The following is a 15,746-nucleotide window of genomic DNA, read 5'->3' as shown; positions in this document are numbered from 1 at the left end:
ATGGTCAGCCGCAGCGGTCGAAATCGCACGCTCGACAAACTCCGATCGACAAGCGTGCGCTGTCACGGGTGAACATGACCTCCTACAAGGCCAATCACGAAGAGCGAAGCATACGAGCCTGGCCGTCGCCCGACCAGGCTCGTATACGCCGGTTGATCAATCAGCGGCGCCACCGCGCAACACACGCTCAATGATCAGCCCGATAGCGCGAACGCCTTCAGGAGACATCATCTCCAGGTGGTGAACGTCGACCAATTCATCCGTCAGTTCTCCTTGCGCGTACGGACCCCAAACCTTATCGGCTTGCTTTGCGTCCGAACGATCCAACGAACTCACGAAGGTGATCGGCCCCCCGAACGACTGCGGCCGATGGGCGTTGATCAGCTTCGCCGAAATCGCAATGCTTGTGAGCAACCGCTTGATCGCAGACGCATCGAGTCCGATTCTCTCTCCGTCGACAGCCGTCAAGATCTCTGCAGACCTTTCGACCGACAATTCATCGAGCTCTTCGTTCTCGCCGAAGACAATCCCCATTGCAGCCAACTCAGCGCGCACCTGGACAGCGTGCTCTGATTCGTCGCGTGTTTCCGGCGAACCGTCCAGCAAGATCAACGCCTCAACGATCTCGCCTCGCTCCTCCATCTTCGCCGCAACCGCTTGAGCAATGATCGCGCCGAGCGACCAACCGAGAATTCGGTACGGGCCTGACTGCTGAACCCGGGTGATCTCATCCACGTAGCGATCCGCGTAATCGTCAAGGGATCGTCCTTGGAATGCCTCATCAGTCAGAACAGGGCTCTGCAATCCATAAAGCGGAATCGAACGGTCCACAACAGCCGCCAACGGCGCAAAAGGCCACGCCAGTCCAACGAGTGGATGAACACAGAACAACGGCACATCGCTCCCTGTCGTTCTCAGCGGCAGAAGCGTTCGTAGTGCATCATCGGTTTTCGCATCGAAGCCCACCCGAATTCCGAGTGCAATTCGTTCTGCAAGTTCGCTGACCGTCGAAGTAGCGAAGATGAGTCGCAGTGGGACCTCCACGGAAACTGCTGCGCTCAGCCGAGCAGCAACCCTCGCTGCGACCAATGAGTTGCCACCCAACTCGAAGAAGCTGTCGTCCGCTCCGATGTGCTCGACACCGAGAATCTCCGAAAAGACGCTTGCGACAAGTAATTCAGCTTCGGTAGTGGGAGCCCGGAACACCGCAACCTCGAACACCGGCTCCGGCAACAACTTCCGATCCAACTTCCCCGAAGCATTGAGCGGCAACGCATCCAACACCACAAACTGCGACGGCACCATATACGACGCCAACCGCTCCCCCACACCCACCTTCACCACATCAACATCAACCGAAGACCCCACCGCAGCAGTGACATACGCAACCAACTGATCACGCCACACCACCACCACAACAGAACCCACACCCACCTGATCCCGAACCGCAGCCTCGATCTCCCCCAACTCGATCCGCTGACCACGCAACTTCACCTGAAAATCACTACGACCGACATACTCGAGCTCACCCGACACACCGATCCACCGCACCACATCCCCCGTGCGATACATCCGCGAACCCACCCCACCGAACGGATTCGCCACAAACCGCTCCGCCGACAAATCCACCCGCCCGAAATACCCACGAGCGACCTGCACACCCGACAAATACAACTCACCCGCAACACCCACCGGCACCGGACGCAACCGCGAATCCAACACCAACACCGACGAATTCCACACCGGAGCACCCATCGGCACCACCACACCCACACCATCGAGCGGACCCGCCGCCGTCGCATGCACCGTGAACTCCGTCGGACCATACAAATTATGAACCTCAACCGACGGCAACACCGACAACACCCGACCCACCACCGACGCCGGCAACGCCTCACCCGCCGCGAAAATCACCCGCAACGAACCCAACCCACCACCACCGAGACGCGAAATCGTCGCCTCCGACGTGTCGACCAACTGATCGACGAACACCTCCAACATCGACGGCACAAACGAGACCATCGACACCGACTCCGCCGCCACCACCGACGCCAAATACCCCGGATCCCGATGACCGTCATGAGTAGCCACCACCAACCGAGCACCCACCGCCAACGGAACAAACAACTCCCACACCGACACATCGAACGTCACCGGAGTCTTGAACAACACCACATCAGAACCCGACACCGCATAACGCTCCGCCAACCACGACACCTGATTGACCACACTGCGATGACTGACCGCCACACCCTTCGGCCGACCCGTCGACCCCGACGTGAAAATCACATACGCCGTATTCCCCGACCGCAACGGCGAAACCCGATCCACATCCGAAACAGGAGCATCCGAAAAACCAGACACATCAACAACATCAACCTCGACCACCGGCACCACACCAGCATCGAAACCAACATCAGAAGTACTGACCACACACACCGGCGACGCCGCCGCCAACACATACCCATTACGCTCCGCAGGCTGATCCGGATCCACCGGAACATACCCACCACCAGCCCTGAGCACACCGTAAACCGCAACCAACAAATCAACCGACCGACGAACCGCAACACCCACCAACGACTCCGGCCCCACACCCACCGAAACCAAATACCTGGCAAAACGATTCACCCGAGCATCGAACTCCGCATACGACAGAGACACACCCTCGAACGAGAGCGCTACCGCATCCGGAGACGCCGCCACCTGCGCATCGAACCCGTCCAACACCGACACACCCGCAACCTCACGAGCCGTATCATTCCACCCCTCGAGCACCAACGAACGCTCAACAGAATCCAAAATATCAACGTCACCAACAATGGTTGACCGATCAGCAACGACGGCAGCCAGGATGCGTTCGAATCGGGTTGCCATCGAGGCCACCGTCGACTCGTCGAACAGATCCGTCGCGTACGTGAACGTCGCCGCCATCCCGGCCGGGGCACCGGACTCGTCGAACTGCTCGACCATGGTCAACTGCAGATCGAACTTCGCCGCCACCGCGCCGGTATCGACGCCCGCAACCGTCAGATCGCCCAACTGCAACCCGGTCTGGCGTGCGCTCTGGAACGAGAGCATCACCTGGAACAACGGATTACGCGCCTGCGACCGCGCCGGATTGAGCACCTCCACCAACCGCTCGAACGGCACATCCGCATGCGCAAACGCACCCAGATCACCCTCACGCACCCGACCCAACAACCCCGAGAACGACTCCGAAGAATCCACCTCCGTCCGCAACACCAACGTATTGACGAACATCCCGATCAAATCATCGAGAACCTGCTCACCACGACCCGCCACCGGAGTACCGATCGCAATATCGGACGTCCCCGACAACCGCGACAACAACACCGCCAACGCCGCATGCACCACCATGAACAACGACGAATTCGACTCACGCGCAGCGTCACTCAACGACACATGCACATCACGATCAATCACGAACGAATACGCAGCACCACGATTGGACGCCACCGCCGGCCGCGGACGATCAGCCGGCAAATCCAACTGATCCGGCAACCCCGCCAACGCCGACTCCCAGAACCCGATCTGACGCGAAATCAACGACCCCGCATCATCTTCCGACCCCAAAGTCTCCCGCTGCCACAACGCGTAATCCGCATACTGCACCGCCAAAGGCGCCCACCCCGGAACCTCACCCCGAGAACGAGCCTCGTACGCCACCATCACATCACGCGTCAACGGCCCCATCGACACACCATCACCACTGATGTGATGAACCACCATCGCCAACACGAACTCCGACTCCGACACCGCAAACAACCGCGCCCGAACCGGAACCTCCACCGCAACATCGAAACCAGCCGACAAGAACTCCGTCACCGCACCAACGACATCGGACTCCGACACCGCCACCGGCGACAAATCCAACCGCACCCGATCCGCAGACAACACCTCCTGGAACCCGACACCGTCGACCTCCGGATACACGGTCCGCAAAATCTCATGCCGACCAACAACATCCGACACCGCAGCATCCAACGCCGCCACATCCAACAACCCCGACAACCGAATCGCCACCGGAATATTGTCAACATTGGATCCCGGATCGAATCGGTTCAAGAACCACATCCGCTGCTGCGCCAACGACAACGGCACCCGCTCCGGACGCACCCGAGCAGTCAACGCCGCCCGCGCACCCGAACCAACCTCCGACTCCACCCGAGCAGCCAACAACTCCACCGACGACGCCTCGAACAACACCCGCACCGGAACCTGCGCATCGAGCGCCTGCCCCAACCGAGCCGCCACCCGAGTAGCAATCAAAGAATTACCACCCAAAGCAAAGAAATCATCATCCAACCCGACACGCTCGACCCCGAGAACATCCCCGAACACCGACGCGACGATCTCCTCCACCGCCGTCACCGGAGCCCGGAACACCGCAACCTCGAACACCGGCTCCGGCAACAACTTCCGATCCAACTTGCCGTTCGCATTCAGCGGCATCCGTTCGAGAGTGATCAATTTGGTAGGGACCATGTAGCGCGGTAGCCGCAACGAAAGATCCTGCAGGATCAATTCGGCGGATATTGAGGCAGAGTCGTCGCCGACCCCATACGCGACGAGGTGCGAGCCCCGATCTGCATCATCATGAAGTACAACCACGGCCTGGCGAACCCCTGGAATTTCAAGTAAGGCACGCTCGATCTCACCAAGTTCAATCCGGAGCCCGTGCAACTTCACCTGGAAGTCGCTACGTCCGATGTACTCCAACTCTCCCGACTTAGTCCATCGGGCAAGGTCACCAGATCTGTACATCCTCATGCCCGGCTGACTGAACGGATTGGCAACAAAGCGTTCGGAAGTCAGTTCACCCCTCGTCTCATACCCGCGGGCAAGCTGACCTCCGGCAAGGTACATCTCGCCCACTACACCAGATGGAACGAGTTGTAACTTATTGTCGAGCACATAGATATCGACACCGCCGGCGGGCGAGCCTATTGGAATACTCTGGTATTGCTCAGCTCTGACCGAATGACTGGATACCGAGACAGCCGACTCCGTCGGCCCATACTCGTTAAACAACTCTGCAAGACTCAAGTTACGGAAGCGATCCGCCAAATGCGGCGTAAGTGTCTCGCCACCGCAGAATACTTGACGAAGACTAACCAAGTCGTCCGGGCACGCTTGCTCCAGAATTTCGCCAAGAACTGATGGCACGAAATGGGCCGATGTAACTCGGTTTTCGCGGATCGCGCGAACCAAATAACCAGGATCACGGTGCCCATCAGCAGACGCAATCACCAATCGGGCACCAGACAACAGTGGCCACCAAAACTCGCGAACGGAAGCGTCAAAAGTGAAAGGGGTCTTCTGCAGTACAACATCTTCCGCGGTCAACCCATAGCGTTCCTGACGCCAATCCAAGGATCGCACTACAGATTGGTGTGGAACCGCCACGCCTTTCGGCCTTCCGGTCGAACCCGAAGTGAAGATGACGTACGCCGTATCTTCCGGATGAAGACTCCGGCCTCTTTCTCCCTGACGAACTGGAACCGACGAGTACCTATCGAGTTCGATCGAGTCCAGAAGAATTCTCGCGCCCCCGAAAGACTCGTCTAGATGGGTACCAGATGTCGTTAGGATACAAATTGGTGAGGATGTTTCGATGATGAACTGATTTCGATCAATCGGTTGATCCGGGTCCAATGGCACATAGGCTGCACCGCTCTTTGAAATCGCATACATTCCAACCACAAGTTCGATCGATCGCCGAACTGAGAGCACTACACTTGTACCGGGACCCGCGCCAATCTCGATTAGGAATCTTGCCAACCGATTTATGCGGCTATCCAACTCGCGATAGGTCAACGCGTTATCGCCGTCAGCTATGGCAATTAGATCAGGAGTCTTCGCAACCTGCCTATCGAATCGATCCGGTAGAAGATCCGCCGTCAACGGAGTTCGAACCGGCGCTTGGGACCAAGCCAGTATCGACTGTCTTTCAGCAGCACCAATGATGTCTATGTCGCCCAAACATATTGAATGATCGGCGACGACAGTACCGAGAATCCGTCCGAACCGAACCGCAAACCCTGCCACCGTCGACTCGTCGAACAGATCCGTCGCGTACGTGAACGTCGCCGCCATCCCGGCCGGGGCACCGGACTCGTCAAACTGCTCGACCATGGTCAACTGCAGATCGAACTTCGCCGCCACCGCGCCGGTATCGACGCCCGCAACCGTCAGATCGCCCAACTGCAACGCGGTCTGCTCCATGTTCTGGAACGAGAGCATCACCTGGAACAACGGATTACGAGCCTGCGACCGCGCCGGATTGAGCACCTCCACCAACCGCTCGAACGGCACATCCGCATGCGCAAACGCACCCAGATCACCCTCACGCACCCGACCCAACAACCCCGAGAACGACTCCGAAGAATCCACCTCCGTCCGCAACACCAACGTATTGACGAACATCCCGATCAAATCATCGAGAACCTGCTCACCACGACCCGCCACCGGAGTACCGATCGCAATATCGGACGTCCCCGACAACCGCGACAACAACACCGCCAACGCCGCATGCACCACCATGAACAACGACGAATTCGACTCACGCGCAGCGTCACTCAACGACACATGCACATCACGATCAATCACGAACGAATACGCAGCACCACGATTGGACGCCACCGCCGGCCGCGGACGATCAGCCGGCAAATCCAACTGATCCGGCAACCCCGCCAACGCCGACTCCCAGAACCCGATCTGACGCGAAATCAACGACCCCGCATCATCTTCCGATCCCAAAGTCTCCCGCTGCCACAACGCGTAATCCGCATACTGCACCGCCAAAGGCGCCCACCCCGGAACCTCACCCCGAGAACGAGCCTCGTACGCCACCATCACATCACGCGTCAACGGCCCCATCGACACACCATCACCACTGATGTGATGAACCACCATCGCCAACACGAACTCCGACTCCGACACCGCAAACAACCGCGCCCGAACCGGAACCTCCACCGCAACATCGAAACCAGCCGACAAGAACTCCGTCACCGCACCAACGACATCGGACTCCGACACCGCCACCGGCGACAAATCCAACCGCACCCGATCCGCAGACAACACCTCCTGGAACCCGACACCGTCGACCTCCGGATACACGGTCCGCAAAATCTCATGCCGACCAACAACATCCGACACCGCAGCATCCAACGCCGCCACATCCAACAACCCCGACAACCGAATCGCCACCGGAATATTGTCAACATTGGATCCCGGATCGAATCGGTTCAAGAACCACATCCGCTGCTGCGCCAACGACAACGGCACCCGCTCCGGACGCACCCGAGCAGTCAACGCCGCCCGCGCACCCGAACCAACCTCCGACTCCACCCGAGCAGCCAACAACTCCACCGACGACGCCTCGAACAACACCCGCACCGGAACCTGCGCATCGAGCGCCTGCCCCAACCGAGCCGCCACCCGAGTAGCAATCAAAGAATTACCACCCAAAGCAAAGAAATCATCATCCAACCCGACACGCTCGACCCCGAGAACATCCCCGAACACCGACGCGACGATCTCCTCCACCGCCGTCACCGGAGCCCGGAACACCGCAACCTCGAACACCGGCTCCGGCAACAACTTCCGATCCAACTTCCCCGACGCATTCAGCGGCAACGCATCCAACACCATGATCAACGACGGAACCATGTACGACGGCAACACCGCACGCAGCGAATCCGTAAGCGCTACAACATCAACCACCGCACCCGACGCCGGCACCACATACCCAACCAAGCTGTCACCCGACTTGGAGTCAGAGTGCATCACGACGACGGCGTCGTTGACGTTCTCATGCGTGAGCAGGGCTGATTCGATCTCACCCAGTTCGATCCGCTGACCACGCAACTTCACCTGGAAATCGCTACGGCCGATGTACTCCAGCTCCCCCGATTTGGTCCATCGAACCAAATCTCCGGTGCGGTACAACCTGGCGCCGGCTGATCCGAATGGATCGGCGACAAATCGCAGCGCCGTCATAGCAGGCTCACCGTGATATGCACGAGCCACCTGCGGTCCACCCAAATACAGTTCACCGGCCACACCCACCGGCACTGGCGCCAACCGGCCGTCAAGCACAACAGTGGACGCGTTAGCGACGGGCGTACCGATCGGGACGACCACCGCCTCAGGAGTCGCCTCCCAAGCTGTTACCACCTCGACCTCGGCAGGCCCGTACCAGTTGTGCAGGCTCGCCGAGGCGTACCCGCTGAATCGGCGTACGGTGTCGGCGCTCAACGCCTCTCCTGCGACAAAGACTCGACGCACCGATTCCGGCAGCGGCGCGGGCACCGCGGACATGAATGCGCTCAACATCGACGGAACGAAATGCACCGTCGTGACCCGCTCTTGAGCAATGGTTTTCGCAAGATAATCTGCGTCCCGGTGTCCATCGGGAACCGCGATGACCAGTTTCGCGCCAGTTTGGAGAGTCCAGAACAATTCCCAGACCGAAATGTCGAAGGTGATCGGCGTTTTGTGTAGTACCACATCCGAGCAATCAAGCCTGTAGGTCGCCTGAGCCCACACCAACTGGTTTACCGTTGCGCTGTGTGTAATGGCAACGCCCTTGGGTCGACCTGTCGAACCTGAAGTGAAGATCAGATACGCCGTGTTTTGCGATCGCAAAGGCGAATTGCGTTCAGAGTCGGCAATCCGGCGAGATGGGAACCCGTCCAAGTTCAGAGCCTCGACAGTCACCATCCGTCGACCCGTAGACGCGAACTGATCGCGAGCGGTAGTCAGAATCAGTACCGGATCCGCCGCCTCTACGACGTACTCGGTGCGTTCTGCTGGATGATCTGGATCGATAGGAACGTAGGCGCCCCCAGCCTTCAGAACGGCGTAGATCGCAACCACGAGGTCAATGCTCCGACGCATCGCCACACCGACCAACTGCTCAGGTCCGACTCCTTCGGAAATGAGGTGACGCGCGAGTTGATTGACCTTGGCATCGAACTCCGCATACGTAAGTTCAATTGCGTCCATGGCCAACGCGACAGAGTTAGGCGTCCGCGCAACCTGCTCGTCGAACAACGAGACCAGCGTCGCATTGTCCGAGCACAAAGATCCGGCCGAAACAGCTTGTGCCAGTACCTGTTCACTCTCGCTCTGTGAGAGTACGGGAATATCACCCACCAGTACGTCCGGAGTTGCGGACACTGTGCTCAGAATTCGCAACAGACGATCGACGAATTCCAGCACCGTTGATTCGTCGAACAGGTCGGTTGCGTAGTTGAACGACCCGTGTATCCCCGAGGGTTCTCCAGACTCGCTGATGACCTCGGACAGAGTGATCTGAAGGTCGTATTTCGCCGTTCCCGAGTCCGCTTCGATCCCGGAAATCGTGAGTTCTGGCAACACGAACTGCGTTTGCGCAAAGTTCTGGAACACCAACAAAACCTGGAACAGCGGTGAGTGCGCAGTAGAACGCACGGGGTCGATCTCATCCACCAACCACTCGAACGGCACATCCGCATTGGCAAACGCCGATAGATCGATTTCACGCACCTGCTCCAGGAACGAACCGAATCCCTCCGACGCTTCGACGTTCGTGCGTAAGACCAGCGTGTTGACGAACATACCAATCAGATCGTCGAGTTCGGCCTCCCCGCGTCCTGCGACAGGAGTACCAAGCACCACGTCCGTGGAACTGCTCAGTCTGGACATCAAAACAGCCACTGCCGCGTGAATGACCATGAAGACAGTGACGTTGTGACCCACTGCAAGCCTCGACAAGTCTGAATGAAGGCGTGCATCGATCGTGAAATTGACTGTCGCTCCGCGTAACGACTGAATCGCCGGCCTTGCACGATCCAAGGGGAGATTCAAAACGGGGGGGACGTCAGCCAACTGAGTTCGCCAATACGCAATTTGCTTCGACGCGATCGAGTCCGGGTCACCATCTGAGCCCAACATCTCGCGTTGCCACAACGCATAGTCCGCGTACTGCACTCCGAGAGGTGCCCACCCCGGAACCACGCCCCGAGATCGGGCCTCATACGCGACCATGACATCGCGCCCGAGTGGCCCGACTGAGGAACCGTCTCCGGCAACGTGGTGGATCACGACAACCAACACGTAGTCGCCAGAGCCAAGGCTGAACAGTTTCGCTCGAACGGGGACCTCAGCACCGACGTCGAATCCCTGTCCGACAACCTCTGCTACGCGCAGCATTACAGACTCGGCGTCGACCTCGACTGGACTCAAGTCCAGCACGACCTCTTCGGGTGGAACAATTACCTGCATTGGTCCATCTGGATCGCTTGGGTACAACGTTCTGAGCGACTCGTGCCGTGCCAGGACATCGGAAACAGCAGCTTTCAGCCCCGCCACGTCCAGCTTCCCTGAAAGCCGGATCGCGAGAGGAACATTGTAGACCGGCGACTCTGGGTCGAGTTGGTTCAGAAACCACATCCGTTGCTGTGCAAGGGACAACGGCACCCGCTCCGGGCGCACCCGAGCAGTCAACGCCGCCCGAGCACCCGAACCGATCTTGGTCTGAACCCGGGCAGCCACGCGCTCGACCGAGGACACCTCGAACAGCACCCGTACCGGAACCTGCGTATCGAGCGCCTGCCCAAGGCGGGCAACCATCCGAGTCGCAATCAGCGAATTGCCACCCAAAGCAAAGAAATCATCATCAAGCCCGACCCGATCCACACCCAACACCTCGGCGAAAACCGAGGCAACCGACTCCTCCACCGGAGTCACCGGAGCCCGGAACGCTGCAGCCTCGAACACCGGCTTCGGCAACAGCTTCCGATCCAACTTCCCCGAAGCATTCAGCGGGAACGCATCCAACACCATGATCTGCGACGGCACCATATACGACGGCAACACCGACCCCAACGAATCCACAAGCGCCGCAACATCAACCACCGCTCCCGACGTCGGCACCACATACCCCACCAACTGATCACCGGTCTTGGTCGACACCACCGCCACCGACGACACCGACACCGACACATCGGCCACCAGGGCCGACTCGATCTCCCCCAACTCGATCCGCTGACCCCGGAACTTCACTTGGAAATCAGTGCGCCCGATGTACTCGAGCTCCCCCGACCAGCCCCACCGCACCAAGTCCCCCGTGCGGTACATCCGATCGCCGACACTGCCATGAGTGAACGGATTCGCGACGAAGCGATCCGCCGACAAATCCGGACGAGAAACATACCCACGAGCCAACTGATCACCCGCAAGATACAACTCTCCCGCAACACCCGCCGGCACCGGACGCAATCGCGAATCCAAGACGAAAACCTGCGAATTCCACTGCGGCACACCAATAGAAGCCACACCACCGTGGACAGCATCCGTCACATCCGCGAACGTGATCGACACCGCGGCCTCGGTCGGACCATACAAGTTGTGAACCCGCGCGCTTGAAACAACACCGAAATCGCGCACCGTCTGCGCCGGCAACGCCTCACCGATGACGAACACATCACGTAGCGAATCCAACTGGCTGGCAGAGACTTCCCCCGCGAACACCGACAGCATCGTCGGCACGAAGTCCGTCACCGTCACGCGCTGATCAGCGATCACCGACGCCAAATACCCCGGATCCCGATGACCGTCATGAGTGGCCACCACCAACCGAGCACCCACCGCCAACGGCAGGAAGAACCCCCACAAAGACACGTCGAACGTCGTCGCAGTCTTCTGCAGATACACATCCGACCCGGTCAGAACATACTGCCCCTGCATCCACGCCATCTGATTGACGATCGCCGCATGCGAAACCGCCACACCCTTCGGCTTCCCCGTCGACCCCGACGTGAAAATCACATACGCAGCATTCGAAACACGCAACGGCGCAACACGATCCACATCAGAAACAGGCGCATCCGAGAATCCGGACACATCCAGCTCGTCTATCAACACCACATCGAATTTACTCGGCAACACCACACCGTCACCAGCAGTGGACAACACACAGACCGGTGCCGCGGTCTCGAGAATATGACCATTGCGCTCGACCGGATGATCCGGATCCAACGGCACATACGCCCCACCCGCAGCAACCACTGCATACATACCAACCACAAGGTCAACCGACCGGCGCATCGCCAACGCCACCAACGACTCCGGCCCCACGCCCACCGAAATCAGATACCGTGCAAGACGGTTCACCCGAGACCCGAACTCCGCATACGTCAGAGACTGCCCCTCGAACACCACCGCCACCGCATCCGGCGTCGCCGCCACCTGCGCAACAAACCCGTCGAGCAACAAAGCACCAACAGTCAACTCGTGAACAGTGTCATTGACCGCCACCAGCACCTGCGAACGCTCGCCCTCACCGAGCAACTCCACATCCCCGATAACCGAATCAGGCTCCGCCACCATTGCTTCCAGAACACGCACCAACCGCTCCGCAAACGAAACAACTGTCGACGCGTCGAACAGATCCGTCGCATACGTCAACGACATCGGCATCCCCACACCGACGCCGTCCTCCTCCAACGGCGTCACCGTCAACTGCAGATCGAACTTCGCGATCTCGACACCGGCGTCGAAACCGGCAATCGACAGTCCCGGCAACTCCACGACATCCTGCGCCATGTTCTGAAAGAACAACGCAACCTGGAACAACGGATGATGGGCCTGCGACCGCGCCGGATCAAGCACTTCCACCAAACGCTCGAACGGCACGTCCTCGTTGCCGAACGCCCCGAGATCGACCTCACGAACCCGACCCAATAACGCCGAGAAAGACTCCGAAGAATCCACCTCGGTCCGCAACACCAACGTATTGACGAACATACCAATCAGATCGTCCAGCTCCGGCTCACCCCGCCCTGCGATCGGAGAGCCCACCACAACGTCGTCACTACCGCTCAGCCGCGCCAACAACACCGCCAACGCCGCATGCACCACCATGAACAACGACACATTACGATCAAGCGCCAACTGCTCGAGCGCTCGATGTAACCGCGCGTCTATCGAAAACTGGTAACTCGCACCCTGATTGGATGCCACCAACGGCCGCGGGCGATCCGCCGGCAGCTCGATCCGCTCCGGCAACCCCGCCAACACCGACGTCCAATACCCCAACTGCTCAGACATCAACGACGACGGATCACCCTCGGACCCCAACACCTCACGCTGCCACAACGCGTAATCCGCATACTGCACCGCCAACGGCGCCCACCCCGGAACCTGTCCACCCGCACGCGCCACATACGCCATCGACACATCACGCACCAACGGACCCATCGACACACCGTCAGCAGCGATATGGTGAATCACCAACGCCAACACAAACTCCGACGAACCCGTCTGGAACAAACGAACCCGCAATGGCACCTCGACCGTGACATCGAACCCCTCTGCCACCACTGGCGTCAGCACACCGAGCAAGTCGGCCGCGTCGACAGTTTCGGGCAATACAGTTTCCACGAATTCGTCCACCGGAAGTACTTGTTGGAACCCGATGCCCTCGAATTCCGGATAGACGGTCCGCAACACCTCGTGCCGCGCAACAACATCCGACAGCGCTGCGGACAGTGCCGAAACATCGACGGCACCGGACAACCGCAACACGATCGGAATGTTGTTCACACCAGACACAGAGTCGAATCTCGACAAGAACCACATCCGCGACTGTGCAAGGGAAAGAGGTATCCGCTCCGGACGAGAGCGAGGGGCCAAGGCAATTCGCACACGCCCCGCTGAATCTGACAAAACAGATGCAAGACCGGAGACTGTCGAGTACTCGAAGAGCGTTTTGACCTGAACCCGCACATCGAAAGCCGCACTGAGACGCCCGGCCAATTTCGCAGCAATCAACGAGTTGCCGCCAAGTTCGAAGAAGTCGTCGTCAGCGCCGACTCGGTCCACCCCCAAGAGTTCTTCGAATATGCGCGCGACCACGACCTCACCATCGGAGGATGGCGCTACAAACTCTCGGGCCTCGAATACGGGATCAGGAAGTGCTGCTGAATCCAGCTTTCCTACTGGCGTCAAGGGGATCTCGTCGATGACAACGACAGCCGCCGGAATCATGTGACGGGGAAGATCCGTCTTGACCACTGCCAGGACGTCATCCCCGGACAGCACGGCTCCAACTGCAGGAAGCACATAAGAGATGAGAGCCGTTTCACCGCTGGGCAACACTCGCCCGAGCGTTGTCACGAACTCGACCCGTTCGTCGAGTGCGATGACCGCGTCGATTTCAGTCAACTCGATGCGGAAGCCACGGATCTTGACCTGGGAATCGGACCGTCCGACGTATTCGACGCTACGATCGCCGGCAGCACTTTCCGCCCACCGCACCACGTCCCCCGTGCGGTACATTCGTTCACCCTGTGCCCCAAAGGGATTCGCGATGAATCGATCGGCCGTCATACCTGCCAAATTGTGGTATCCGCGCGCAACCTGCGGCCCTGCAAGATAGAGCTCACCCGTAGTCCCCGTCGGTACAGGCTGCAAGCGGGCATCCAATACCAAAGACGCTGCACCACGAATCGGACCACCGATCGTGACGGGATCACCCGCGCCGAGTTCCGTCATGTTCGTGACGATCGTCATCTCGGTCGGGCCGTACGCGTTGACAAAGTGGCGTCCGGGCGCCCACTTCGCGACCAACTCTGGCGGACACGCTTCACCCGCGACCACGACGACAGCAACATCGTCGAGTCCAGATGGATCCACCGATGCGAGCACCGAAGGAGTAGCGCCGACATGCGTCACTCGCTCTGTCTTGATCAGCTCGGCTAGCTCGGGCCCACCGTAGATGCTCGATGGGGCAATCACCATGACGGCGCCCGCCCCGATCGTCTCGAGTAGTTCGAAGATCGATACGTCGAAGCTTGGAGTCGTGAAGTGCAAAACCCGCGAATTGCCGTCGAGCGACAGCATGCGAATTTGCTCTCGCTGCAGGACGGCTAGCCCCGAATGCGAAACAACAACACCCTTAGGTCTCCCTGTGGAGCCGGATGTGTAGATGACGTACGCGGCGTGCTGCTCACGCAGTGTCCTTACCCGCTCGTCATACGTCACTGGCGCGCCGGAGACAGCGGCCAACGACTCGACAGTGTCCGAAGCATCGATCGAGATCCACCCGACCGAGTCGGTTAACCCGGCGCGTGCACCCTCAGTGGTCAACCCGACCGAAACTCCAGAATCGCTGATCATGTAGGCCACGCGATCGGCTGGATAGTTCGGATCCACCGGGACGAAGGCGGCGCCGGACTTGGCGACTGCCCACAGTGCCAGAACGGACTCGATGGACCGCGGTATCGAAATTGCAACCCGATCCTCTGGCCCCATGCCGCCGGCGATCAACAATCTCGCCAAACGAGACGATTGCTCGTCCAACTCTGCGTATGACAGCGAACGTCCTTCGAACCGCAACGCCTCCCGCTCGGGCCCCAGCTCGACGGCCGCCGCCAGCAGTTGCGGAAGCAACGAGGTGCTGGCACGACGGCCGCGTGCCGGACGCTCTCGACGTGCCTTGCGAGCTACCGAAGTCCCTGGCGTCACACCATCGGAGCTCATGCGGTCACGACCTGCACTCGAACGGAATGCTGGAGGAACACGTGCTGCGTCAAGACAATTTCACCTTCGCTTTGGTACTGCAGTTCGATCAGTATTCGCAGGAATCCGATCACTTCCGAGGTTCTACCCTTGACCTGGGCAAATCGCGTTCGACGTCCCGGTAAAGCCCCAATAGTTGATCGGACACACCGAAC

1 protein-coding gene is annotated in these 15,746 nt (G+C 59.3%); it reads right to left on the bottom strand.

Features of this window, described 5'->3' with window-relative positions:
- Window positions 1-156: 156 nt before the first annotated feature.
- Window positions 157-15,552: a non-ribosomal peptide synthetase gene (locus AOT96_RS19660; protein ID WP_065352165.1), complete on the bottom strand. Its 15,396-nt coding sequence runs from the start codon at window positions 15,550-15,552 to the stop codon at window positions 157-159.
- Window positions 15,553-15,746: the final 194 nt, after the last annotated feature.

Source organism: Rhodococcus sp. 008 (genome assembly GCF_001682295.1).
GTDB classification, from domain to species: domain Bacteria; phylum Actinomycetota; class Actinomycetes; order Mycobacteriales; family Mycobacteriaceae; genus Rhodococcus_F; species Rhodococcus_F qingshengii.
This window is presented reverse-complemented; position numbering and strand designations above follow the sequence as displayed.

Bases quoted from the DNA above. Each gene is read 5' to 3' on its own strand.
- AOT96_RS19660 (WP_065352165.1), bottom strand. From the start codon at position 15,552: ATGAGCTCCGATGGTGTGACGCCAGGGACTTCGGTAGCTCGCAAGGCA.